The sequence below is a fragment of the Asanoa sp. NPDC049573 genome, from assembly GCF_040676615.1.
GTDB lineage: Bacteria > Actinomycetota > Actinomycetes > Mycobacteriales > Micromonosporaceae > Asanoa.
The window spans coordinates 1-23,319 of the sequence record NZ_JBFAPI010000025.1; the positions used below are offsets into that span (position 1 = coordinate 1).

A 23,319-nucleotide genomic window follows, 5' to 3' on the forward strand; every position below is an offset into this window, starting at 1 on the left:
ACGGCGGGGGCCCGACCGCACGGCGGGGGCCCGACCGCACGGCGGGGGCCCGACCGCACGGCGGGGGCCCGACCGCACGGCGGGGGCCCGACCGCGCGGCGGGGGCCCGACCGCGCGGCGGGGGCCGGACCGCGCGGCGGGGGCCGGACCGAGCGCCGCCTCACGAGCTGTGGCGCGGACCGAAGCACGCCGGGGACGCGCGCGGCACAGCCGCGCCGACCGGCAGGCCTGGGCAGAGCACGCGCGATCGGCGTCAGGCGTCGTTTGACAGGCTCTACTGTGGATGGCGACGCTGGAGGGGCCGTTGTAGGTGACGACGTGGTCGTGGTTGGCGCCGGGGTCAGTGGGCTGACCACCGCGGTCGTGCTGGCCGAGAGTGGCATTCCGACCAGAGTGCTGGCTGACCGGCAACCGCGGGAGACGACCTCGATGGTCGCGGGAGCACTGTGGGGACCGTCGTTCCAGCCACCGCTCGACAGGACCCTCGCCTGGACGGCGCAGTCGCTCGAAGACTTTCAGCGGCTCGCGACCGACGCCACCACCGGGGTGCGGGTCGCGGACGTCCTCACCGTCGGCGACGGTATGCCCGACGGGGACCTGCCGCCGCAGGTCAGGATGATTCCGGGGTTGCGCGAGGCCGCGAGCGACGAGGTGCCGGACGGGTTCCGGGCGGGGTCGTGGGGGCGGATGCCGGTGGTGGATATGCCGACCTACCTCGGCTATCTCGAGCGGCGGCTCACCGCGGCGGGCGGCGCCATCGAACAGCGGCGGGTCACCGACCTCGCCGCGGTCGGCGAGCGGGTCGTCAACTGCGCCGGGCTGGGGTCGCGGGAACTCGCCGGTGACGACACCGTGCGGCCCGTCTTCGGGCAGCATGTCGTCCTCGGCAACCCCGGAATCGACACCGTCTTCATGGAACTGGCCCGGGACGCCGAATGGACCAGCGTCATGTCGCATCCGGGGCGGGTGGTCTGTGGCGGCGTGCGGATCCCCGACCGGGAAGACCTCACGCCCGACGACGACCTGACCGCCCGGATCCTCGAACGCTGCCGGCGGGTCGAGCCGCGACTCCGCGACGCCGACGTGATCGAGACGGTGACCGGGTTGCGGCCCGAGCGCCCCGCCGTCCGGGTCGCGGTGCAGTGGCGGGAGCGGACGCTCGTCGTGCACAACTACGGGCACGGTGGGCTGGGCGTCAGCCTCTCGTGGGGATGTGCGCGCGAAGCGGCCCGTCTGGTGGTCGATCCTTAGACGTCGAGCAGGGCCGTGATGGTCCTCGTCATCACGCGCTCCGCCGCCTCGGGGGAAAGGGCCAGGCCCTCCCGGAGCATCGACCACGCCGGCCACATCGACGCGGCGATCACGCCGTCGCGGATGGTCGCCGCGTCAGGGCCGGCCAGCGTCAGTTCCGCGGCGAAAAGAATCTCTACCTCGTCGCGTACGCGATCGATGTGCCTCTGGCGGTTGACGCGCAACTGCCGGGAGAACGGCTCGCGCACCGCCGCCGCCCGTGCCGGGGCCGCGATCAGTTGCAGCAGGCGCGCCCGTTGCTGGCAGTAGAGGGTGACCCGCTCGGCCCGCGGTAGCTCCGGCGACACCGGTGTGAAGTTGTCGTCGTACAACGCCAGCACCTGGGCGCCGCTGGCCTCGAACAGGGTTTCCATGTCCTTGAAGTTGGTCCACAGGGCCCGCAGGGACACCCCGGCCCGCTCCGCGATCCGCTCCCCCGTCGGGCGCAGGTCGCCCTCGCCGATCAGGCTCAGGTGGGCGTCGACGATCGCCGCGCGGGTGCGTTCGGCCCGGGCCGTGCGGCCGTCGACGCGCTCGACCTCGGCGGGGACTCCGGCCATCAGGCACCCCGCCCGGTCAGCGTGACCCCGCCGTCGATGACCAACGTCTGGCCCGTGATCCAGGCCGCCTCCGACGACGCCAGGAACGCCACCGCCGCCGCCACGTCGTCCGGGACGCCCAGCCTGGCCAGCGGGTAGCTCGCCGCCACCTCGTCCTCGCGGCCCTCGTAGAGCAGCGTCGCGAACTTCGTCTTCACCACCGCCGGCGCCACCGCGTTGACCCGCACGTGCGGTGCCATCTCCACCGCCAGGCAACGGGTCAGGTGCTCCAGCGCCGCCTTGGTGATGCCGTAGAAGGAGATGCCGGGCGGCGGCACGCGGCCACCGACCGACGACACGTTGATCACCGCACCGGGGCGAGGGTCGCCGCCGAAGATCTCCTGGGTCCAGCCCAACGCCGACAGCAGGTTGACTTCGAAGATCTTGCGGGCGGCGCCGAGGTCAATCTCCATCAACGGGCCGAAGACCGGGTTGATGCCGGTGTTGTTGACCAGGATGTCGATCGGGCCGAACGCCGCCGTCGTCTCCGCCACCGCCGCGCTGCGGTGCTCCGGGTCGTCGGCCCGGCCGGCCACGCCCAGCGCCACCGACGGGCCGCCCAACGACGCGACGGCCTCCACCAGCGGGTCCGGCTTGCGGGCGGTCACGCAGACCTTCGCGCCCGCGGCGGCCAGCCGCGCGGCGATGGCCAGGCCGATGCCCCGGCTCGCGCCGGTGACCAGCGCCACCCGGCCGGTCAGGGATGCGGTCACGACTCCTCCAGCGGTAGGTCGACCAGCGTGGCCAGGCGGGCGCGGTGCCGGTCGGGCGAACCGTACGCGACCGCGGTCGCCTTGGCCCGCTTGAGGTAGAGGTGGGCGGGGTGTTCCCAGGTGAAGCCGATGCCGCCGTGCATCTGCACGCATTCCTCGGCCGCCCGCACCGCGACCTCGGAACCGACGATCTTGGCGAGCGAGGCCGCCACCCGGCCGTCGGACCCGCCCGCGGCCAGGTCGGCAATCGCGTAGGCGACGACCGCGCGGGCCTGGGTCAGCTCCACCCACAGGTCGGCCAGCCGGTGCTTGAGCGCCTGGAACGAGCCGACCGGGCGGCCGAACTGGTAGCGCTCCTTGAGATAGCCCACCGTCTCGTCGAGGCACCACGACGCCACGCCGACCTGCTCGGCCGCGGTCATCGCGGCCGCCGCCCGCAACGCGCAGGGCACCGCCGACAGTGAGCCGACCAACCTGGCGGGCGCCGCGCGGAACTCCAGGTCGGCCAGGGGGCGGGTCTCGTCAAGAGAGAGCACGCGGGTACGGCGGACCGCGGCACCGTCGACCGCGTAGAGACCGTCGTCGGCCGGCACCAGCAGCAGCCCGGCGCCGAGCGCGTCGGCGACACCGCGCACCGTGCCGGTGACCGCACCGTCCACGACGGACAGCAGCGTCGGTGCCGACCACAGGCCGTAGGGCACCGCCAGCGCCGCGGTCAGCTCGCCCGAAGCCAGCCGGCCCAGCAACGAGGGCTCGTCCGACGAGCCGAGCGCCGTCGTGGCCACCACCGCGCTGGACACGAACGGCACCGGCGCGACGGCCCGGCCCAACTCCTCGACCACCACCGCCGCCGCCCGCCACTGCGCTCCGGCACCACCCTGGGCTTCGGGGACCAGCAGGCCGGCCAGCCCCATCCCGGTGGCGACAGTGCGCCAGAGCTTCGCGTCGTACGCCTCCCCGCCGTCGGACACGAACGACAGCACCGTCTGCCAGGGGCACTCGGCGGCGAGCATCTCGCGTACACCGGAACGCAGGTCCTGCTCGTCCGACGACTCGAGCAGGTCCAGCATTTCGCTCATCGCGGCAGGTCCTTCCAGGCGACGCGGGTGTCGACCCGCGGCTCGGCGGGCAGGCCGAGCACCCGCTCGGCGATGATATTGCGCAGCACCTCGGACGTGCCGCCCTCGATGGAGTTGCCCTTGGCCCGCAGGTAGCGGTAACCCGCGTCGCGGCCGGTGAAGTCGACCTCTTCCGGCCGGCTCATCGCCCACGAGTCGCGGCGCAGGCCCTCGTCGCCGCGCAGGTCGAGTTCGGCCGCGGAGATCTGCTGGTTGAGGGTGGCGAAGGAGAGCTTGACGGCCGAACCGTCGGGGCCCGGGGCGCCGGCGGCCAGTTGCTGCCGGACCCGCAGGCCGGTCAGCCGCGCGGCCTCGGCGCGGACCCAGAGCCGCATGATCGTGTCGTGCATGCCGGGGGTGCGCACGGCCGGCTGGTCGCGCCAGGCCTTGGCCAGCACGCCGATCATGCCGCCCTCGCGGGGCAGCGCGCCGCCGCCGATCGACACCCGCTCGTTCATCAGCGTTGTCTGCGCGACCTTCCACCCGGCGCCGACGTCGCCCAGCCGGTGCTCGTCGGGCACCCGCACGCCGGTCAGGTAGACCTCGTTGAACTCGGCCTCGCCGGTCAACTGGCGCAGCGGCCGCACCTCGACGCCGGGCGCGGTCATGTCGAGCACGAAGAACGTCAGGCCGGCATGCTTGGGCACGTCGGGGTCGGTGCGGGCGAGCAGGATGGCCCAGCGCGCCACGTGTGCCATCGAGGTCCACACCTTCTGGCCGTCGAGCACCCAGCCGTCGCCGTCGCGGCGGGCCCGGGTGGCCAGGCCGGCGAGGTCGGAGCCGGCACCCGGTTCGCTGAACAGCTGGCACCACACCTCCTCGCCGGTCCACAGCGGACGCAGGAAGCGTGAGCGTTGCGCGTCGGTGCCGTGCACGAGGATGGTCGGCGCCGCCATGCCGAGCCCGATGCCGATCCGGGTCGGGCGGTTGTCGGGCGCGCCCGCCTCGGCGAACGCGTCGTCGGCGACCGGCTGCAGCGACCGCCCGGCGGCCAGCCCGCCGAGCCCGACCGGGAAGTGCACCCAGGCCAGCCCGGCGTCGAAGCGCGCGCGCAGGAAGGCCAGGCGCCCGTCGTCGTCGATGCCGGCCGGGTCGTGGTCGGCCAGGAACGCCGAGATCCGTGCCCGCAGGTCGGCCTCGGTGATCTCCGCCATCGCGCCCTCCTCATCCACCGTCACGAAGAATTTGCACTCGGACTGCAATCTACGGGCCGGCAGGCGCCGACGCCACGGCCGGGGCGTGTCGCGCGGTTTTCGCGTCGCGGGCCGGGGGGAGGATGGAGGGGACAAACTCGCATCAACTGATCGCGAATGGACTGGCTCATGCGACTCAGCATCCGCAACCAACTCGACGGCACGATTCTCTCGGTGTCCCGCGGCGAGGCGATGGCCGCGGTGAAGGCCCGCCTGTCCAGCGGACAGGATCTGACCGCCGCGATCACCCGGGAAAGCGCCGACGAGCTCCAGTTGGTCGCCGGCCTTCCGGTGACGATGCTGGTCAAGGCGACCGACGTCGCGCTGGCCACCGGCACGGTCGGTGACGTGAGCATCCGCAACCAGCTTCCCGGGCGGATCACCTCGCTGACTGGCGGTGCCGCGATGACGACGCTGAAGGTCGCGGTCGACGGTGGGGGCGCGCTCACCGCGGTGGTCACCAACGATGCGGTCGACGACCTCGACCTCACCGAGGGCGACGAGGTGCTCGCTCTGGTCAAGGCGACCGAGGTCAGCGTCGCCGTCGACTGAACCGGGCCGCTAGGCTCTGGATCATGCACCGCACGGCATTTCTCGACGCGGCGGCGATCGCCGTCAACCTGCTCGCCGACCCGGCGGTCGCCGACCGCTGGAGCGAGCCGAGCGCGCTGACCGGGCTCACCGTGGGCGGGCTGGCGGGCCACCTCGCGCGGCAGTTCCACCAGGTGGTCGAGGCGGTCGAGCAGCCGGCGTCCGAGCAGGAGCCGCGCGACCTGACGTCGCACTACGCCGCGGCGGCGTGGCTCGGCCAGGACATCGACGCACCGGCCAACGTGGCCATCCGGGGGCAGAGCGACGACTACGCCGCCGTCGGCCACGCGCAGCTGATCGAGCGCGCGCACCTCGAGTTGGCCACCCTGCGGGCGACGCTGCCCGGCCTGGCGCCCGACCGCGCGGTGCCGATCTGGACCGGCTGGGCGCTGCGCCTCGACGACCTCCTGGTCACCCGCATGATGGAGATCACCGTCCACAGTGACGACATCGCGGTCAGCGTCGACCTGCCGACCCCGACGTTCCCGCCGTCGGTCGTGACCCCGGTGCTCGGGCTGCTGACCGCGCTGGCCGTCGAGCGGCACGGCCAGACCGCCGTGCTGCGCGCCCTCAGCCGCCGGGAGCGGGCGCCGAAGACGATCTCGGCACTCTGACCGGAGCGTCCACGAGTCAGACAGGATCCGTGAACGAGATCGGCTTGCCGGCGGCCCGGGCGTATGCGATCTCCCTGCTCGTGGACTCGCCGATATACCCGCCTGGGTTGACGACCAGAACCCGGTCGGCCAGGTCGATCTTGCGCAGGTGGAGGGCGTCCAGCGCGGTCTTCTGCTCGTCGCTGATCGACTCGCCTGCTTCGTGACCCTCGGCGCGCAGGAAGACGCCCGGCGCGACGACGATGACACCTGCGAAGGTCAGATCACGGTTCGCCGCGCTCATCTCGTCCGCGAAGCGGGTAGAGCCGCAGATGCAGACAATCTCAGGTCGGTCGGGCACGGCTCAGTCCTTCGGGTCGAACGGGAAAACGCCCGCGATGAACGCACGTCCGGCAGGTTACGGCTTGATCGGGTGAAATGACGACCCGGATGGTTGTCCCCCGCGCGGGGTACGACCTGGCACGCCGGCCACCCGCCGTCGTTATCGTCGGCCCGTGACCACGAGGAATGACGACTGGGTGGGCCCGCCTCGATACCACACCGCGACACTGCCGGCGCGACCGGCACCGGCAGCGGCAGCGGCAGCGCGGCCGGCCACAGTGGACACACCGGGCCGGGACCGCTGGTTCGACCTGCTGCGCGCCGCGGCCATCGTGCGGGTGGTGCTGTTCCACATGTTCCCGGTCGCCTGGCTGGAAATGGGCTTCCCGGCGATGGGCGTGATGTTCGCGCTGGGCGGCTCGCTGATGGCCCGCTCGGTCGACCGGTCCGCCACCAGGGCGGTCCGCGGCCGGTTCCGCCGCCTGCTGCCGGCATTGTGGTTGCTCGCGGCGGTGTTCGTACCCGCGATGCTCCTGGTCGGTTGGGACGACCATCCACAGTGGCCCACCTTCCTGCTCTGGCTGGTGCCCGTCGCCGAACCGCCGGCCACCGCGTGGGCCGAACCGGTCAGCGAGGTCCTGTGGTACCTGGTCACCTACCTCTGGTTGGTGCTGCTCTCCCCGCTGCTGCTGGCCGTCTACCGCCGGGCCCGGATCGTGACGGTGCTGGCTCCGCTGGTGCTGCTGCCGCTCTTCGACCACGCGGCATGGCCCATCGGCGACCGTGCCGCCTCGGTGATCGAAGACGTGCTCACGTTCGCGGCCTGCTGGGTGCTGGGTTTCGCACACCGCGACGGCGACCTGCGCCGGATCCGCTTCCCGGTGATTCTCGCGGTGTCCGTCGTGGCCACCGCCGGCGCGATCGGCTGGGTGGTCACCCACCCCGGCGAGAACGGCATCGAAATCGGCGACAGCCCACCGCCGTACGCCATCTACTCGATCGGTTTCGTGCTCGTGCTGTTGCGGCTGGCGCCCCGGATGGACTGGCTGGCCCAGCGCCGCCGCGCCGACGCCGCCGTCACCCTGCTCAACTCGCGCGCGGTGACCATCTACCTGTGGCACAACGCGGCGATCGCGGCCGCCTTCCCGCTCGGCGACCTGCTGCACGTCTGGGTGTTCGGCGACGCGCTGGCCGAGGTCGGTTACACCGCCATCGCCCTGTGGCTGGTCGCCCTGATCGTGATCCACGTCGGCTGGGTCGAGGACCTGGCGGCGAAGCGGCGGCCCCGGCTGTTGCCGGTCTAGACCCGGTTGTCGACGATCCGCCGCATCTTGCCCATCGACCGCTCGACCCCGTCGGGCTCGACCACCTCGACCGCGACCGTCACACCGATCGTCGCCTTGACCTTGGCCGCCAACGAGGTCGCCGCGCCCGCGGCCGCCGCGGCGGAGACTTCCGGACGCCGCTCCACGCGGACGGTCAGTGAATCGAGCCGCCCGCTGCGGCTGAGCACGCACTGGAAGTGTGGCGACAGCTCCGCGGTGCCGAGGATCAGTTCCTCGATCTGGGTCGGGAACAGGTTGACGCCGCGCAGGATCATCATGTCGTCGGTGCGCCCGGTGATCTTCTCCATCCGGCGCATGGGGCGGGCCGTGCCGGGCAGCAGCCGGGTCAGGTCGCGGGTGCGGTAGCGGATCACCGGCATCGCCTGCTTGGTCAGCGAGGTGAAGACCAGCTCGCCGAACGCTCCGTCGGGCAGCACGGCGCCGGTGACCGGGTCGATGACCTCCGGGTAGAAGTGGTCCTCCCAGACGTGCGGGCCGTCCTTTGTCTCCACGCACTCGTTGGCCACGCCGGGACCCATCACCTCGGACAGGCCGTAGATGTCGACCGCGTCGATGCCGAGCCGCTCCTCGATCTCGCGGCGCATGTCTTCGGTCCACGGCTCGGCGCCGAGGATGCCCAGGCGCAGCGAGGTGCCGCGCGGGTCGACACCCTGCCGCTCCAACTCGTCGACGATCGCGAGCAGGTAGCTCGGCGTGACCATGATGATGTCCGGCTTGAAGTCGCGGATCAGCAGCACCTGGCGCTCGGTCATCCCGCCGGAGACCGGCACCACCGTGCAGCCGAGCTCCTCGGCGCCGTAGTGGGCGCCGAGGCCGCCGGTGAACAGCCCGTAGCCGTAGGCCACGTGGACGACGTCGCCGGGCCTGCCGCCGGACGCCCGGATCGACCGCGCCACCAGTTTGGCCCAGGTGTCGATGTCGTCGCGGGTGTAGCCGACCACGGTCGGCCGGCCGGTGGTGCCCGACGAGGCGTGCAGCCGGACGACCTGCTCGCGCGGCACCGCGAACATGCCGAACGGGTAGTTGGCCCGCAGGTCTTCCTTGCTCGTGGTCGGAAACGCCGCCAGGTCGTCCAGCGTCTTGAGGTCGTCGGGGTGGGCCCCTGCCGCGTTGAACGCGGACCGGTAGTGCGGGACGTTGTCGTAGGCGTGCCGCACCGACCACTGGAGCCGTTGCAGCTGCAGGGAGCGCAGCTCGTCGACGGACGCCCGCTCGATGGGTTCAAGCGGCATGGGCCCAGCATGCCACCCCGCTCTACGCCTGGCTCCCGCGCGCCGCCTTGCCGTCGAGCCACAGGGTGTCGGAGGCGTCCCGGTGGGTGCCGGTGCCGCCGACGTGCTTGCCCGGGATCTTCGGGCCCTTCTTGACGACGTGCACGATCGCCATCGCGTGGCCGCGCCCGAGGCCGTAGTCGTCACGCAGCCACTCGACGATGGTGGTCGCCTTGACGGCGGGTGCGTCGTAGCCCCGCGCGACAGCCTCGTCGACGAGCTGCCGCGGCGTCTTGCCGGTCTTGTCCTCCACCGCGTCGAGGTAAGCCTGGAACGACATGTCGGTCTCCTTCGTTGTCCCGGATGGTGCCTACCTCCGCAGCGAACGGGACCGGCCGGTTTCGACATCCCGGCCGGAGAATTCTGGCGCGCCCGGGTCCACGATCGACATGGTCCGATTCAAGGGCATTTAGGCCATTCTCGGTGGTAAATGGCCTTAGCCATTCGGATCTTGACCGTGGGAAATGCCAGGTCCTAGGCTCGTTTTGCCTTTCACTCCACCTTTCCGGGAAGGGAAGCGGGTTTAATGCGACTACCGAACCGCGCGAAACGGTTGGCGGGTGCTGCGGCTGTGCTGCTGCTCGCCGGCACGCTTCCGCTGCTCAACGGGTCCTCCGTGGGCGCCGCCCCCCGTCCGCCAGCCTGTGACCCCGACCCCGGCGCGCGCCTCGCCGACGTCCCGAGTCCGGAGCAGTTCCTTGGCTTCCCGCTCGGCGTCGGCCAGCAGCGGGTCGTGACCAACGACGAGATCCGCCGCTACCTGGCGGCCGTGGACAGCGCCTCCGACCGCGTGGTCACCGGCACGATGGCCACCAGCGCGACCGGCCAGCCGCTGCCCTACGCGATCGTCTCCGATGCGGCACACGTCACCAAGGACGGCCTGGCGAAGATCGCCGAGGACCTCCGCGACCTGCGCGACCCGCGCACGATGGCGGCGTCCAAGGCGGCCCGGATCGCACACGACGACCCGGCCATCGTCTACATCGCCGGCAACGTGCACGGCGGCGAGACCAGCGGCGCCGACGCCTCGCTGAAGTCGCTCTACGAGCTCGCCGCCGGCCTGTCCTGCGCGGTGCGGGACCGCAACGACAACCTGCTGACGGTCATCGTGCCGACCCAGAACCCGGACGGACGCGACGCCAACCGGCGGCAGAACGACTTCGGCTTCGACCTCAACCGGGACTGGTTCGCCCGCACCCAGCCGGAGACCGACGGCAAGGTCGAGCTGCTCCGCACGTACCCGCCGCAGGTGTTCATCGACGCGCACGAGATGGGCAGCCGGCGCTACTTCTTCCCGCCGAACGCCGACCCGATCCACCACGAGATCGCCGACGCGCCGGTCGACTGGATCAACCGGATCGGTGAGGCCAACAAGGCCGGCTTCGGCTACAACGGCGCCTGCACCGACACGGTCACCACCGAGTGCTACTTCAACTACGACACGTATGACCTGTTCTACATGGGTTACGGCGACACCGTGCCGGCAACCGGCTTCGGCGCGGCCGGCATGACCTACGAGAAGGGCAGCGCGTCGGCGGTCCAGGACCGGGTGCAGCAGCAGTTCAACACCCAGTGGTCGACGACCGGCTGGGCGGCGGACAACAAGAACGAGGTCCTGAACAGCTACTTCAAGATCTGGACGGACGCCCTCGCCGAGGGCCAGGCCGGCGAGCTCGAGCCCAACGAGGTCGTCCAGCCCGACAACACGGTGCAGTTCCCGGTCCCGGACATCAAGGTCAGGTCCTACTTCCTGCTGCCCGACCGGCAGCTCGCCGACGTGCGCCGGCTGGTCGAGCGGCTGCGCGCGATGGACGTCGAGGTCTACGAGGTCAAGGAGCCGTTGACCGTGCCGCAGGCGCGGGTCTTCGGTGGCCGCACCCAGGCCAACCTGACCGTGCCCAAGGGCGCCTACTGGATCCCGATGGACCAGCCGCAGAAGCACTGGATCCAGGCGACGCTGGGCGAGGACCCGTACGTCCCGTTCCCTTACTTCTACGACGTCTCCTCCTGGAGCAACCCGCTGCTGATGGGCATCGACACCGTCTACACCGGTGACGACCTGCACCCGAAGGTGCAGCGCGTGGCCCGGCCGGCCGGCGGCAAGGCCGCCACCGCTCCCGAGGGCGGCTCCTACCAGTACCGGCGCGACTCGGCCGGTGCCGCGGAGTTCACCTTCGCGCTGCTCGGCGCCGGCGTCGAGGTCCGCCAGGACCCGCAGACCGGCCACACCACGTTCCCGGAGGCGGCGCTGACCCCGGCGCTCAACGACCGGGCGCTGGGGCTCGGCGTCACGATGGGTGCCAGCCGCAGGCCGTCCGTGGGCCCTGCGATCACCCTTCCGGACGTCGGCCTGTTCGCGGGCACCGGCATCTCCACCACGTCCGGCTCGTACGGCGAGGCGCGTTACGTCCTCGGCAAGCGCTGGGGCCTGACGCTGGCGCCGGTCACCACGGCTGACATCAACAACAACACGCCGGCGTTCACCGACCGCTCGGTGGTGCTGGTGCCGGACGGTTCCAACGCGACCGGCGGGCTAACCGCCGCCGGCCAGGCCAACCTGCGGGCCTGGGTCGCGGCGGGCAACACCTACATCGGGTTGCGCAACGAGGGCACCCGGATGGCCCGGGCCGCCGGGCTGACCTCCACCACGGAGAAGGCCAAGCCGGCCGGCTACGAGGTGGTCGGCTCGCACTTCCGGGTCGACGTCGACCACGCCAGCCCGGTCGCGGCGACCCGCCCGGCCGAGGACTTCGAGTTCAACAACAACGACTCGATCCTCACGCCGAGCACCACCGGCATCAACGTGCTCACCTACCCGAGCGACGACACCTTCTGGTACAACGGCTACACGGCCGGGGCCGACGTGCTCAAGGGCACGGCGGCACTCGTCGACGAGCCGACCGGCGCGGGCCGGGCGGTGCTGTTCGCCTACAACCCGCTGTTCCGGGCCTACAACGAGAGCGGCATCCAGATGCTGGCCAACGCCGTCCTCTACCCGGCGGGCGAGCCGGCCCGGGCGGCGGCGCGCAGTGCGGCGCCGGCGATCGACCCGGCCCGGGCCGCCGCGGCGGCCCTGCCGGCGCCGGAGAACCTGGGCGGTGAGTGGCGACCGATCACCATCCAGGTGGCCGCGGCCGACCTCGCGCGGACCGAGTCGCTGGTCCACAACTACACCGACACGGCGCGGGTGAGCCAGGCCAACGGCTCGGCCTACCTGCTGATCCCCAACCCCGAGGGCCTGCAGGCCGACGAGCACCCGTACCTGCGTGATCTGGTCAGTGACCTGAGCGCGGCCGGGATCACGCTCAAGTCGGTCGTCGGCTAGCACGCGCACGGCACCACGAACCCGGTGGTTCCGGCACCTCTGCCGGAACCACCGGGTTCGCCCGTTATGAGCGTCACCACTCGGGCCTGAAGACGAAGAGCCCTCACCACTACAATCGGTGGTTGTCCCAGCACTTCACGCGCGCGGGGGTGAGGGTCCTGACCAGCAAAAAGGCGATGTGCGGCGTCGGCACCAGCAACGACGCCGACGCCCGGTTGGCCGCCGAAACGGCGACCGACGAGGCGTTACGACCACTTGACGGGAGTACGCCCGATCTGGTGCTGGTTTACGCTTCTGTCCGCTATGACCTCCCCACCCTCCTGAAGACGGTGGCCGCGGCGACCGGATCCGCGGTGGTCGCCGGGGCGACCAGCTCCGGCCAGCTCCACCACGGCCGGTTGACCGAGCCGGGCAGCGGCGTGGCGGTGCTCGCGCTCGCCGGCGGCGGCTACCGCTTCGGTCTCGGGCACGCCACCGGCCTGCAGGCCGACGCCACCCAGGCCGGCCGGGCGCTCGCCCGGGCCGCCCTGGACGCGATGGGCCCGGTCCGCTCACCGCATGAGGCGGTCCTGATCTTCTCGGACGGGCTGGCCGGCGACCAGCAGGAGCTGCTCAACGGCATCCACAAGGTCACCGGCTTCCAGGTGCCGGTGATCGGCGGCGCCGCCGCCGACGACCGGCAGCTCGCCGAGACCTTCGTGTTCGCCGGCGACCGCGTGCTCAAGGACGCCGCGGTCGCCGTCTGGATCGGCTCCGAACGGCCGCTGCGGGTGGTCGGCAAGCACGGGTGGCGGGCGACCAGCCTGCCGCTGATGCTCAGCGGGGTCGACGGGCAGATCGTCAAGGAGCTGGGCGGCCGCCCGGCGCTCGAGGTCTACCAGGAGAACTTCCGGCCGCTCGACCCGACCGCCAAGAAGCTCTACCAGAAGGCCGGCGGTTACCACTCCGAGCACGCGTTCGGGCTGATCCAGCCCGACGGCTCCCTGCTGATCCGGGGCGCCTTCATAGACGGTGACGGCAAGCTGCGGACGTTCTCGCCGATGCCGCCCTACTCCGCCGTCCAGGTCGTCTCCTGCGACGCCGAAGACCTGCTCGAGGTCGGCGAGCAGACGGTCGAGGCCGTCGTCCAGGGCGACGAGCCGGCGGTGGTGCTGGTCTTCGACTGCGTCGCCCGGCTCGACATCCTGGGCCAGCGCGGTCACGAGGAGGCACGGCGGTTGCAGGAGGCGGCCGGCGACGCGCCCACGTTCGGCTACTACACCTACGGCGAGTTCGCGCGGACCACGGGCGTCGCGGGCTACCACAACGCCACCATCGCCGCGATGGCGCTCTGAGCGCCCGATGACCACCTATGGGGAGTCACCCGCCGCGCGACTCGACGCCGACGCGGAAGCACTGCGCGCCGCCCTGACCCGCGCCGAAGGTGCCGCGGCCGCGGCCTACCGCGACACCGCCCGGCTGATCCGGCTGCTGACCGTGATCGGCACGCCGTCCACGCCGGGCCGGCTGATCGACCGCACGCTGACCGTGCTCTCCGAGGTGTTCGCGGCCGACGTGGTGTGCATCGCGGAGGCGATCGACGACCGGTTGTTCGTCACCGCGTCCTGCGGGCTCCCCGAGGACGACCCGGCGTTCACCACCGGGTGGGCGCTCGGCCCGACCGCCCGCCGGGTGATCACCTCGGGCAGCGCGGCCGCGCTGCACGGCGTGCCGACCGACGACCGACCGCCGCCGCTGCACGAGGCGGAGAACGCCTCGGCGGCCTGGATACCCCTGTCCGGCGTCGGCTCCGAGTTCGCCGGCGACCTGCTCGTGCTCTACCGATCGGGCGGCGACCTGTTCACGCCGGCCGATCTGCAGGTGCTGCTGTCGATGGCCTACCGGATGTATTCGGCGGTGGAGGCCCGCGAGCGCGGCGCGGCGATCGAGCGGCTCGCGCAGGCCGGGCCGGGCCTGGCCCGCCACCTCGACGTGGGATCGCTGCTCAACGACGCGGTGGTGCTGCTGCGCGAGCTGACCGGCACCGACTCCGCGTGGATCCTGACCGTCCGCGACGAGCTGGCCGAGATGGCCGCGGCCGCCGACGTCGGCGAAGACACCAACCGGCGCTGGCCCACCCCGGCCGCCGACCTGCCCGGCTGGGCCCGGCTGTCGGCCGGCGAGCCCTACGTGGGCCCCGGCCGCGACGACGACCCCCTGCTGCTCGTGCCGGTGATGCGCGACGACGGGGTGATCGCCGTGCTGGCCGCCAAGGGCCGGCGGGCGCGCTCGTTCGGCAAGTCGGTGGTCGAGGTCGCGGTGGTGCTGGCCAGCTACCTGAGCGCGGCGATCAGCAACAGCGAGCTCTACCGCCGGCTCAAGGCCCGCGAGCAGGAACTGCACCGGCGGGCCTCGCGCGACCCGCTGACCGGCCTGGCCAACCGGATGACGGCCGCGCAGCGGATCGACGAGGCGCTCGCCGAGTCGCCGACCGGCGCCGCCGGGCTGCTCTTCTTCGACCTCGACAAGTTCAAGGCGGTCAACGACCGGCTGGGCCACGAGGCCGGCGACGAGCTGATCCAGCAGGTCGCGCAGCGGCTGCGCAAGGTCGTCCGCCCCGGCGACATGCTCGCCCGGTTCGGCGGCGACGAGTTCGTGCTGCTGATCAGCGGCGCGTCCGACCTGACCGACCTCACCGACATGGGCCGCCGGATCCAGGTCGCGCTCAGCGACGAGTTCCCGCTGCGCGGCGAACGGGTGGAGGTGACCGCCAGCATCGGCGCCGTGCTCGGCCGGCGCGGGACCGCTTCCGCGAGCGCGATGCTGCGCGACGCCGACGCCGCGATGTACGCCGCCAAGGCCCGCGGCACCGGCCGGCTGGAGGTCTTCGACGACGAGGCCTCGCACCGCTCGATCGACCGGCTCGACCTGCGCTCCGACCTGTCCGAGGCGCTCGACCGGGGCCAGCTCTCGGTGGTCTACCAGCCGATGGTCGAGCTGAAGACCAACACGATCCGCTCGTTCGAGGCCCTGGCCCGCTGGCGCCACCCGGAGCGGGGCAACGTGCCGCCCGACGAGTTCATCCCGCTGGCCGAGGAGACCGGCGCCATCGTGCCGATCGGCGCCTGGGTGCTCGACCAGGCCTGCCGGCAGCTCGCCACGTGGCAGCGCGAGTTCCCCGAAGCGCACCTGACCATGGGCGTCAACATCTCGGCCGTGCAGCTCGAACGCGGCCACGGCGACCTGCTCGACGTGATCCGCGCGGCCGGCGTCGACCCCGGCGACATCTGGCTCGAGGTGACCGAGCACATGGACACCTCGGAAGACATCTCGGCGCAGGTCAGCGCATTGCGCGCGGCCGGCGTGCACTTCGCGCTCGACGACTTCGGGATGTCCTATTCGAGCCTGTCCTACCTGCAGCGCTACCCGGTGGAGGGGCTGAAGATCGACCGGGCGTTCGTGGCGGCGATGAACGACGCCGGCAACGGCGGTCGGGGCATCGTGCAGGCGATCATGGCGGTGGCCGACTCGCTGTCGATGATGGCGTTCGCCGAGGGCATCGAGACGCAGGCCCAACTCGACGCACTGCTCGACCTCGGCTGCGGCTTCGGCCAGGGGCACCTGATCTCGCCACCGCTGTCGGTCGAGCGTTCCACGGAGGCATTGCGGGCCCAGCGTGTGCCGGGCACGTCTGGCTGAGCCGGCGGGGTGACGCGTCAGCCCGGGGCGCGCCCGGCCAACGCCGCGCGGTCGATGGCACCGTCGCTCGTACGCGGCAGGCTGTCCAGCACCACCAGGGTGTGCGGGACCCGCGGGGCAGCCAGGCGCGCGGCGAGATAGCCACGGAGCACGGTCGGGTCGGCCCGCCAGCCGGGCAGCAGCGTCAGGTATCCGACCAGGACGGTGCCCGTCTCCTGACGCTGTGCCAGCACGACGCACTCGTCGACCTCGTCCGCCGCCGCCAACGCGGCCTCGGCCACCTCCGGATCGGACCGGCCGCCGCGGATGCGGAGGCTGGGCCGGCGCCGTTCGGGCACGAGCGCGGCGCGCCGGACCGGCACGCCCGCCGCGTGCAGCAGGGCCACGGGCGGCGGGAGCCACAACCTGGTGCAGTGCGGCGGCGGCGCCAACACCCGCGTCGGGACCAGCCGCGGGTAGGTGGCGCTCAACAGGGCGCGGATCGCTTGCGGGTCGGCGTCGTCGGCCACGGGAATGTCCCGTTCCGCGGCCCATCGCCGGATGGCGGGCAGCTCGTACCCCCACTCCCGCGGCAGGTGCAGCCGCCCGTCCGTGGGCAGCGCGACGTGCAACGATCCCATTCCCCGTGACTCCCCCGTTGTGGCAAACGCCGGTAACTTTAGGTCACCGACCAACTACGGTGGGACATCACCGCCCTCGGCGTGTCTCCGTTAGTTAGACAGTCATCACTGCCAGCGCGGTAGGCTGAGCCGACCAGAGATCGCGGCACCGAGGAGGTCCGGGTGGCGTTTCGCGGCGACCGGCCGCGGATCGGCCAGGTCGCGCAGCTTGCCGGCGTCAGCGCGACCACGGTCTCGCACGCGCTCAACGGGCGCCGGCCGGTGTCGGCCGAGACCCGGCGACGGATCATGGACGCGATCGCCGAACTCGGCTATCGGCCCAATGTGGTGGCACGCGGCCTGCGGGCCGGCCGCAGCCTGACCATCGGGTTGGTCATCCCCGACATCACCAACCCGTTCTACCCGGTCCTGGCCCGCGGCGTGCAGGACGTGCTCGGTCCGGCGGGCTACGACGAGATCATCACCAACACCAACGGCGCACGCGACCTGGAGCGCGCCGCCCTCGACAAGATGATCTCCCGGCAGGTCGACGGCGTCGCCTTCGCCGTCTTCCACACCCACGCCGACGACCTCCAGCCGGTGATCGACGCACAGATACCGGTGGTCCGGCTCGGCGGCCGGGCCGCGCAGCCCGGTGTCGACCTGGTGCACAGCGACGACGAGGGCGGCGCCCGCCAGGCCGTCCATCATCTGATCCACAATGGATACCGGCGGATCGCCTTCATCTGCGGGCCGGCGGCCGAGGGCCCGGCCGCGGAGCGGGTGGCCGGCTATCGGTCGGCGCTGGCCGAGGCGGGCATCGGTCCACAGCAGAACATGGTGGTGCACACCGACTTCAGCCGGGCCGGCGGCGCGCACGGCGTCGAAAAGCTGATCCGGCAACGCAAGCGTCCCGACGCAGTGCTCTGCGCCAACGACATGATGGCGATCGGCGCGCTCGACGCGGCCCGGGAGCGGGGCCTGCGGGTGCCCGACGACCTCGCGGTGATGGGCTTCGACGACATCGAGGCCGCCACCCTGGTCACCCCGCAGCTGACCACGATCGCCAACCCGGCGCGGGAGATCGGGATGGCCTGCGCCCGGCTGCTGCTCGACCGGATCAACGGCGTGGCCGGGCCGCCGAAGGAGATCGTCATCCCGACCCGGCTGGTCCGCCGCCAATCGGCATAGGTCGTATCGACCCTCTTGACTTTCGTCGGCGTACGGGTAGATTGCCGGTCAGTCTTAACGATTTGCTAGCCCGATAGATCCCCTTCGTCCAGCGGGAGGGCCAGACCATGATCGGAAACAGACGCATCCTCGCGGCGGTGGCCGCCGTCGCGCTCGCCCTCGGCGCCGCCGCCTGTGGCGGCGACGACGAGGGCGACGCGGCCGGTGGTGCCCTGACGATGTGGACGTTCAAGCGCACCCACGTCGAGGCCCTGCAACAGGCGGCCGCGGCGTTCAAGGCCAAGACCGGCACCGACGTGAAGATCGAGGCGTTCACACCCGACGACGTGTTCACCGCCAAGATCCAGAGCGCGGCACAGACCAAGGACCTGCCCGACGTGCTCGAGTTGCACTCCGGCGGCGAAGACCTGCGGGTCGGCGGCGGCGGGCTGCTCGCCGACCTCAAGGGCGACTTCGACGGCAAGCTCGACCGCTTCCTGCCCAGCACCCGGGAGTCCGGCCGGGTCACCCAGCAGCGCAAGGACAGCGTCGAGGAACTGTCCGGCGCCACCGTCGGCAGCCTCTACAGTGTGCCGTTCACGGCGGGCACGTTCGGCATCGTCTACGCCAACAAGGAGAAGCTGACCGCGGCCGGCCTCGACGCCACCAAGCCGCCGGCCACCTGGGAGCAGTTCCTCGACTATCTCAAGGCCACCACGACCGCCGACAAGGCCCAGGGCGGCCTGTCGCTCGGCCTCAAGGTGACCCAGACCGGGTTCAACTGGATCTACGAGCAACTCGCCTTCGCCTACCTCGGGCAGCAGAAGTTCGAGGCGCTGTTCGGCAAGGGCACCACGGCCGGGTTCCGCTCGCCCGACGGGGTCAGGACCCTCGACCTCTACGCGCAACTTCGGCCCTACTGGATCCCGGGCGCCAGCGCGCTGGGCATCGACGAGGCCGACATCGCCTTCGCACAGGGCAAGTCGGCGTTCAACGTCGGCGGCACGTTCACCCTGGCGTTCCTCGCGCAGAACGGCATGAAGCCGGAGAACGTGCTGGCCTTCCCGATCCCGCCGGCGACCGGCGGCGCGGTCAGCGACCTGCGGCTGGCACCGCTCGCCCTCACCGGCCTGTCGGTCACCTCGACCAGCGCCGACAAGAGCGCGGCGACGCAGTGGGTCGACTTCCTCACCTCGCCCGAGGGCGCCGGCGTCTTCGCCAAGGCGTCGCTCGACCTGCCCGCCACCGACCTGGGCACCCAGGCCGAGTCACTGATCGGCGCGGACCTGGCCGCCCTGCAGCGGTTCTTCACCGGGCCGGCGCAGGACACCTACGACGCCGGCAACCGCGGCTTCCGCCCGCCGGACTACGACGAGGTCGAGATGGGCAACCCGTTGCTCAAGCTCTCGCCGCTCGGCGAGGCCGACGCGGCCGGCACCGGCCGGACGCTCGACACGGTCATCAAGGCGATGTGGGACGCGAAGTAAGTGACCGCGACCGACACCACCACCATCGCGGCGCGGCTCGTCACCGAGCCGCGCCGCACCACCCGGCGCGGCCGCCGGGCGCTGGTCGGCTACGCCTTCATCGCACCGGCCGTGCTGCTGTTCCTGGCGATGGGCCTCTACACCCTCGTCTACAGCTTCGGCCTGAGCTTCGCCAAGTGGAACGGCTTCTCGCCCAGCTGGGAATGGGTCGGCCTGGACAACTACCGCGACCTGCTCTATGCCGACCCGCGGCTGGCGCCCGAGGTGCGCAACGCGGCGGTCAACACCGGCATCGCCATGGTGGCCGTCTCGTTGGGCACGGTGCTGATCGCGCTGCCGCTGGCCACGCTGCTCAACAGCATCGGCCGGCTGCGTGGCCTGCTCCGTTCGGTGTTCTTCCTGCCCTACGTGACCGCCGGCATCGCCGTCTACTACGCCTGGCGCTACGTGCTCGAACCCGACGGCGCCGTCAACCTGGCACTGCGGTCGGTCGGGCTGGGCAGCCTGGCCCGGCCACAGGGCTTCCTGGCCGATCCCGACACCGCGCTGCCGGCCCTGATCGTCATCATGATCTGGGGCAGTGTCCCGGTCGCGATGCTGCTCTACCTGGCCGGCCTGCAGGCGATCGACCCGGCGGTGATCGAGGCGGCGTCGCTCGACGGCGCCGGCCCGGTGCGCCGGCTGCGGCACATCACCTGGCCCCTGCTGGTGCCGATCACGGTGGCGATCCTGCTGCTCGGCCTGCGCGACACCATGCAGGGCTTCCAGATCTTCCTGATCATGACGAACGGCGGCCCGGGCGGCCACACCGACGTGCTCGGCCTGGAGGCCTACCAGCAGGCGTTCCTGCAGAGCCTGTCGCCGACCCTGGGCGTGGCCAGCGCGCTCGGCTGGCTGATCTTCGTCGCGGCCCTGCTGCTCGCGGTGGTCAACGCCCGCCTGCTGCGGAGCCGGGAATGAGGCGGCCCGGCGCCGGCGCCCTGGTCGCCTATCTCGCGTTGACCGTCTACGCCGCGGTCAGCCTCTACCCGTTCGCCTGGATGGTCTCCGGCGCGTTCAAGGACCGGCTGGAGATCCTCGAGGGCGGCCACCTGGTGCCGCACCGACCGACCCTGGCCACCCTCGCCGACACCTGGAGCCGGCTGCACTTCTTCGACTACTTCCTCAACAGCCTGAAGGTCACCGGCCTGACGGTGCTCGGCGTGCTGGTCGTCTACAGCCTCGCCGGGTACGCGTTCGCGATGATCGACTTCCCCGGCCGGCGCTTCGTGTTCTGGTTCTTCGTCGCGCTGCTGTTCGTGCCGAGCATCACCGTGCTGCTGCCGCTGACCATCCTGGAGAACAAGCTCGACCTGCTCGGCACCCACACCGGCCTGATCCTGCCGTTCGTCAACGGCACCGCACCGCTGGCCGTGCTGATGCTGACCAACGCGTTCCGCGCCGTTCCGCTCGACCTGCACGATGCCGCGACCGCCGACGGTGCCGGCGAGTGGCGCATCTTCTGGCGGGTCTACCTGCCGCTGGCCCGGCCGACCCTGATCACCATCGGGGTGCTGACGGCGGTGCCGACCTGGAACGAGTACGTGCTGACCCGGGTATCCCTCAACGACGAGTCGCGCTACACGCTGCCGCTCGCGCTGGAGAAACTGGCGTCCGGCACGGTCCCCTCGTACAACGAGATCATGGCCGGTTCGTTGATCCTGGTCGTCCCCGTGATCGTGCTGTTCCTGGCCCTCCAGCGCTACTTCGTCAACGGGTTGTCCGGTGCGGTCAAGAACTGAACGGGTGCTGGTGACCGGCGCCGCGGGCCTACTCGGCCGAGCCGTCCTCGACGCGCTCGCCGGTCAGGGCGTGCCGGTCACCGCGCTGGACCGGGCCGATCCCGGCGACCTGCCGGCCGACCGGGTGTTCACCGGCGACGCCGGCGACCCGGGCCTGGTCCGGCGGGCGCTGGCCGGCGTCGACGCGGTGGTCCACCTGGCCGCGATCCCCGCGCCGACGCTGGACACACCGCTTGCCGTCTTCGGCGGCAACAGCCGGGCCACGTTCGCCGTCCTGCACGAAGCCGCGGCCACGGGGGTGCGGCGGATCGTGCTGGCCAGCAGCATGTCCGTGCTGGGGTTGGCGTGGGCGCAGGTCCCGCTGCGCCCACGCTACTTACCCGTCGACGCGCGGCACCCGCTGCAGGTCTCCGACCCCTACGCGCTGTCGAAGCAGGCCGACGAGGCGACCGCGGCGATGGTGGCCCGCCGGCACGGGATCGCGGTGACCGCGCTGCGCTTCCCTTTTCTCGGCGGCGACGCGCGGCTGGCCCGGCGGGCGGAGGAGTTCCGCACCGACCCGGGTTCCGGTGCGCTGGAGCTGTGGAGCTATCTGCATACCGCCGACGCGGCGACCGCCTGCCTGCTGGGGCTGACCGCCGCGCCGGCCGGGGCGCACGTGCTGTTCGTCGCCGCCCCGGAGACGCTCGCGCCGTACCCGACCGAGGACCTGCTCGCGGCCTACCTGCCCGAGGTGCCGCTGCGGTCCCGGTTCCCGGGGCGGGCGGTGCCGGTGGCGCTGGAGCCGGCCCGGCGGCTGCTCGGCTTCACGGCCGCGCACACCGTGCCGTTAGGCTCTAGCCCGCTGGCGGCGGAGGAGGAACCGGTATGACGATGGTCGAGACCCAACCGCCGTGGGCGGCGCGCGACGGGCTGCGGATCACCGGGGTGCGGGCGATCGTCACCGCGCCCGAGGCGACGCTCGTCGTGGTCAGGGTCGACACCTCCGAGCCAGGGTTGTACGGCCTGGGCTGCGCCACCTTCACCCAGCGCGCGACGGCCGTGGCCGCGACCGTCGAGCACCTGGCCCCGTTGGTCGTCGGCCGGCACCCGGCCGACATCGAAGACATCACCCGGATGGTGCACCTGTCCTCCTACTGGCGCAACGGCCCGGTGCTCAACAACGCACTGTCCGGTTTGGACATGGCGCTCTGGGACATCGCCGGCAAGCGGGCGGGTGCTCCGGTCTACGAGCTGCTGGGCGGCCGGGTCCGCGCGGCCGTGCCGATCTACCTGCACGCGAGCGGCGCCACGATCGACGACACCATCGAACACGCACGGTCACTGATCGGTTCCGGGTTGCGGCACGTGCGCCTGCAGACCGGCGGGCCGGGTGTCGGCACCTACGGCGCGCCGGGGATCCCGGGCGGCTATCCCGACGCGCCCTATCCCGACGGCTGGGACGTCGAGCACTACCTGGCGACGACCCCTCGCCTGTTCGCGGCGGCCCGGGAGGCTCTGGGTGACGAGGTCTCGTTGCTGCACGATGTCCACAGTCGACTGACGGTGAAGCAGGCGCTGGTGCTGTGCCGCTCGCTGGAGCCCTACCGGCTGTTCTTCGTCGAGGACCCGATCGCCCCCGAACACTACGACCGGCTGCCGGAGCTGCGCGCGGCGGCGGCCGTGCCGATCGCGGCCGGCGAGCAGGTGGGCTCGGTCCCCGACGCGGCCCGCCTGGTCACCGCCGGCGGCGTCGACCTGTTGCGGCTGCACATCTCGGCGATCGGCGGCCTGACACCGGCGCGCAAGCTGACCGCCCTGTGCGAACTGGCCGGGGTACGCACCGCGTGGCACTCCCCCGCCGACGTCTCCCCGGTCGGGATGGCGGCCAACCTGGCGCTCGACGTGTCGAGCCACGCGTTCGGGATCCAGGAGGGTCACGTGTACGCCGAGGCGGTGCACGAGGTCTTCCCCGGCACCCTGCGGCCGGTCAACGGCTACCTGACCCCGTCGGACGCGCCCGGCTGGGGCATCGACCTCGACGAGCGGGCGGCTGCCAAGTATCCGCCGCACCACTATGGTCACGAGCGCTGGTCGACCCGGATCCGCCGCCCCGACGGAGCGATCGAACCGCCGTAGACGGCCGTACCGCGGGGCGGTAGAACCGCCGTAGACCATCGACCGCCGTAGACGGCCGTGCCGCGAGGCGGCCGTGCCGCGAGGCGGCCATGCCGAGAGGCGGCC

The 23,319-nt window shown here is 71.9% G+C and carries 21 protein-coding genes; 13 read left to right on the forward strand and 8 right to left on the reverse strand.

Going from position 1 to position 23,319, the window contains the following annotated elements; all coding sequences use genetic code 11:
- Positions 1-318: 318 nt before the first annotated feature.
- Positions 319-1,251 carry an FAD-dependent oxidoreductase gene (locus AB0J74_RS34755; protein ID WP_363456077.1) on the forward strand — a complete coding sequence of 311 codons (933 nt, stop codon included), beginning with the start codon at positions 319-321 and terminating at the stop codon, positions 1,249-1,251.
- On the opposite strand, the gene AB0J74_RS34760 is transcribed toward AB0J74_RS34755, so the two are convergent.
- Genes AB0J74_RS34760 through AB0J74_RS34775 form a run of 4 tightly spaced genes read right to left on the reverse strand, consistent with a single transcriptional unit; the run spans position 1,248 to position 4,874 of the window.
- Complete coding sequence (locus AB0J74_RS34760; protein WP_363456080.1) at positions 1,248-1,850, reverse strand: TetR/AcrR family transcriptional regulator; 603 nt, start codon at positions 1,848-1,850, stop codon at positions 1,248-1,250. The genes AB0J74_RS34755 and AB0J74_RS34760 overlap by 4 nt on opposite strands.
- Positions 1,850-2,602 carry an SDR family oxidoreductase gene (locus tag AB0J74_RS34765; RefSeq protein WP_363456083.1) on the reverse strand — a complete coding sequence of 251 codons (753 nt, stop codon included), beginning with the start codon at positions 2,600-2,602 and terminating at the stop codon, positions 1,850-1,852. Before AB0J74_RS34765 ends, AB0J74_RS34760 begins: the two co-directional genes overlap by 1 nt.
- On the reverse strand, positions 2,599-3,681 hold the full coding sequence (locus tag AB0J74_RS34770) for an acyl-CoA dehydrogenase family protein (protein WP_363456086.1): 1,083 nt from the start codon (positions 3,679-3,681) through the stop codon (positions 2,599-2,601). The genes AB0J74_RS34765 and AB0J74_RS34770 overlap by 4 nt, the downstream gene beginning before the upstream one ends.
- Positions 3,678-4,874 (reverse strand): acyl-CoA dehydrogenase family protein, encoded by a 1,197-nt coding sequence (locus AB0J74_RS34775; protein ID WP_363456089.1) that lies wholly within the window; start codon positions 4,872-4,874, stop codon positions 3,678-3,680. Before AB0J74_RS34775 ends, AB0J74_RS34770 begins: the two co-directional genes overlap by 4 nt.
- 168 nt (positions 4,875-5,042) lie before the next feature.
- Between AB0J74_RS34775 and AB0J74_RS34780 the strand changes: the two genes are divergently transcribed.
- Positions 5,043-5,465, forward strand: a complete 423-nt coding sequence (locus tag AB0J74_RS34780; protein ID WP_363456092.1) for a TOBE domain-containing protein — start codon at positions 5,043-5,045, stop codon at positions 5,463-5,465.
- 23 nt (positions 5,466-5,488) lie between these two features.
- Entirely contained in the window at positions 5,489-6,118 is a 630-nt protein-coding gene (locus AB0J74_RS34785) for a maleylpyruvate isomerase N-terminal domain-containing protein (RefSeq protein ID WP_363456095.1), read from the forward strand.
- A 16-nt stretch (positions 6,119-6,134) separates the two neighbouring features.
- On the opposite strand, the gene AB0J74_RS34790 is transcribed toward AB0J74_RS34785, so the two are convergent.
- Positions 6,135-6,458 carry a hypothetical protein gene (locus tag AB0J74_RS34790; RefSeq protein ID WP_363456098.1) on the reverse strand — a complete coding sequence of 108 codons (324 nt, stop codon included), beginning with the start codon at positions 6,456-6,458 and terminating at the stop codon, positions 6,135-6,137.
- Between the two features lie 154 nt (positions 6,459-6,612).
- On the opposite strand from AB0J74_RS34790, the gene AB0J74_RS34795 reads away from it, so the two are divergent.
- Positions 6,613-7,743, forward strand: coding sequence for an acyltransferase (locus AB0J74_RS34795; protein WP_363456101.1), 1,131 nt, complete (start codon positions 6,613-6,615; stop codon positions 7,741-7,743).
- Here AB0J74_RS34795 and paaK read toward each other — a convergent pair.
- The gene (gene paaK / locus AB0J74_RS34800) at positions 7,740-9,017 is read right to left on the reverse strand and encodes a phenylacetate--CoA ligase PaaK (protein ID WP_363456108.1); all 1,278 of its coding nucleotides are present in this window, start codon (positions 9,015-9,017) and stop codon (positions 7,740-7,742) included. The two genes, AB0J74_RS34795 and paaK, sit on opposite strands and share 4 nt — an antisense overlap.
- 22 nt (positions 9,018-9,039) lie before the next feature.
- A complete protein-coding gene (locus AB0J74_RS34805; RefSeq protein ID WP_363456111.1) occupies positions 9,040-9,336 on the reverse strand; it encodes a DUF4287 domain-containing protein in 297 nt (98 codons plus the stop codon).
- Positions 9,337-9,627: 291 nt separating this feature from the next.
- Here AB0J74_RS34805 and AB0J74_RS34810 point away from each other — a divergent pair, with 291 nt between their 5' ends.
- The 3 genes from AB0J74_RS34810 to AB0J74_RS34820 all read left to right on the forward strand — a co-directional run bounded on the left by AB0J74_RS34810 (position 9,628) and on the right by AB0J74_RS34820 (position 16,059).
- The gene (locus tag AB0J74_RS34810; RefSeq protein ID WP_363456113.1) at positions 9,628-12,381 is read left to right on the forward strand and encodes a M14 family zinc carboxypeptidase; all 2,754 of its coding nucleotides are present in this window, start codon (positions 9,628-9,630) and stop codon (positions 12,379-12,381) included.
- A gap of 122 nt (positions 12,382-12,503) precedes the next feature.
- Positions 12,504-13,715, forward strand: a complete 1,212-nt coding sequence (locus tag AB0J74_RS34815) for an FIST N-terminal domain-containing protein (RefSeq protein ID WP_363456116.1) — start codon at positions 12,504-12,506, stop codon at positions 13,713-13,715.
- Between the two features lie 7 nt (positions 13,716-13,722).
- Positions 13,723-16,059 carry an EAL domain-containing protein gene (locus AB0J74_RS34820; RefSeq protein WP_363456119.1) on the forward strand — a complete coding sequence of 779 codons (2,337 nt, stop codon included), beginning with the start codon at positions 13,723-13,725 and terminating at the stop codon, positions 16,057-16,059.
- Between the two features lie 17 nt (positions 16,060-16,076).
- Here the strand turns inward: AB0J74_RS34820 and AB0J74_RS34825 are convergent, their stop codons facing one another.
- Positions 16,077-16,679: a hypothetical protein gene (locus AB0J74_RS34825; protein WP_363456122.1), complete on the reverse strand. Its 603-nt coding sequence runs from the start codon at positions 16,677-16,679 to the stop codon at positions 16,077-16,079.
- 162 nt (positions 16,680-16,841) lie between these two features.
- Here AB0J74_RS34825 and AB0J74_RS34830 point away from each other — a divergent pair, with 162 nt between their 5' ends.
- The 6 genes from AB0J74_RS34830 to AB0J74_RS34855 all read left to right on the forward strand — a co-directional run bounded on the left by AB0J74_RS34830 (position 16,842) and on the right by AB0J74_RS34855 (position 23,214).
- Positions 16,842-17,849, forward strand: a complete 1,008-nt coding sequence (locus AB0J74_RS34830) for a LacI family DNA-binding transcriptional regulator (protein ID WP_363456125.1) — start codon at positions 16,842-16,844, stop codon at positions 17,847-17,849.
- 107 nt (positions 17,850-17,956) lie between these two features.
- Positions 17,957-19,315 (forward strand): extracellular solute-binding protein, encoded by a 1,359-nt coding sequence (locus tag AB0J74_RS34835; RefSeq protein ID WP_363456128.1) that lies wholly within the window; start codon positions 17,957-17,959, stop codon positions 19,313-19,315.
- Complete coding sequence (locus tag AB0J74_RS34840; protein WP_363456130.1) at positions 19,316-20,275, forward strand: sugar ABC transporter permease; 960 nt, start codon at positions 19,316-19,318, stop codon at positions 20,273-20,275. It abuts the gene before it with no gap.
- Entirely contained in the window at positions 20,272-21,096 is an 825-nt protein-coding gene (locus tag AB0J74_RS34845) for a carbohydrate ABC transporter permease (RefSeq protein ID WP_363456133.1), read from the forward strand. Before AB0J74_RS34840 ends, AB0J74_RS34845 begins: the two co-directional genes overlap by 4 nt.
- Positions 21,080-21,967, forward strand: coding sequence for an NAD(P)-dependent oxidoreductase (locus AB0J74_RS34850; RefSeq protein WP_363456136.1), 888 nt, complete (start codon positions 21,080-21,082; stop codon positions 21,965-21,967). The genes AB0J74_RS34845 and AB0J74_RS34850 overlap by 17 nt, the downstream gene beginning before the upstream one ends.
- Positions 21,964-23,214: an enolase C-terminal domain-like protein gene (locus AB0J74_RS34855; RefSeq protein ID WP_363456139.1), complete on the forward strand. Its 1,251-nt coding sequence runs from the start codon at positions 21,964-21,966 to the stop codon at positions 23,212-23,214. Before AB0J74_RS34850 ends, AB0J74_RS34855 begins: the two co-directional genes overlap by 4 nt.
- Positions 23,215-23,319 lie beyond the last annotated feature (105 nt).

Excerpts from the sequence above, each read along its gene's own strand:
- paaK (WP_363456108.1), bottom strand. The coding sequence starts at position 9,017 with ATGCCGCTTGAACCCATCGAGCGGGCGTCCGTCGACGAGCTGCGCTCC.
- AB0J74_RS34785 (WP_363456095.1), top strand. The coding sequence starts at position 5,489 with ATGCACCGCACGGCATTTCTCGACGCGGCGGCGATCGCCGTCAACCTG.
- AB0J74_RS34855 (WP_363456139.1), top strand. The coding sequence starts at position 21,964 with ATGACGATGGTCGAGACCCAACCGCCGTGGGCGGCGCGCGACGGGCTG.
- AB0J74_RS34845 (WP_363456133.1), top strand. The coding sequence starts at position 20,272 with ATGAGGCGGCCCGGCGCCGGCGCCCTGGTCGCCTATCTCGCGTTGACC.
- AB0J74_RS34835 (WP_363456128.1), top strand. The coding sequence starts at position 17,957 with ATGATCGGAAACAGACGCATCCTCGCGGCGGTGGCCGCCGTCGCGCTC.
- AB0J74_RS34760 (WP_363456080.1), bottom strand. The coding sequence starts at position 1,850 with ATGGCCGGAGTCCCCGCCGAGGTCGAGCGCGTCGACGGCCGCACGGCC.
- AB0J74_RS34780 (WP_363456092.1), top strand. The coding sequence starts at position 5,043 with ATGCGACTCAGCATCCGCAACCAACTCGACGGCACGATTCTCTCGGTG.
- AB0J74_RS34820 (WP_363456119.1), top strand. The coding sequence starts at position 13,723 with ATGACCACCTATGGGGAGTCACCCGCCGCGCGACTCGACGCCGACGCG.
- AB0J74_RS34825 (WP_363456122.1), bottom strand. The coding sequence starts at position 16,679 with ATGGGATCGTTGCACGTCGCGCTGCCCACGGACGGGCGGCTGCACCTG.
- AB0J74_RS34770 (WP_363456086.1), bottom strand. The coding sequence starts at position 3,681 with ATGAGCGAAATGCTGGACCTGCTCGAGTCGTCGGACGAGCAGGACCTG.
- AB0J74_RS34775 (WP_363456089.1), bottom strand. The coding sequence starts at position 4,874 with ATGGCGGAGATCACCGAGGCCGACCTGCGGGCACGGATCTCGGCGTTC.
- AB0J74_RS34805 (WP_363456111.1), bottom strand. The coding sequence starts at position 9,336 with ATGTCGTTCCAGGCTTACCTCGACGCGGTGGAGGACAAGACCGGCAAG.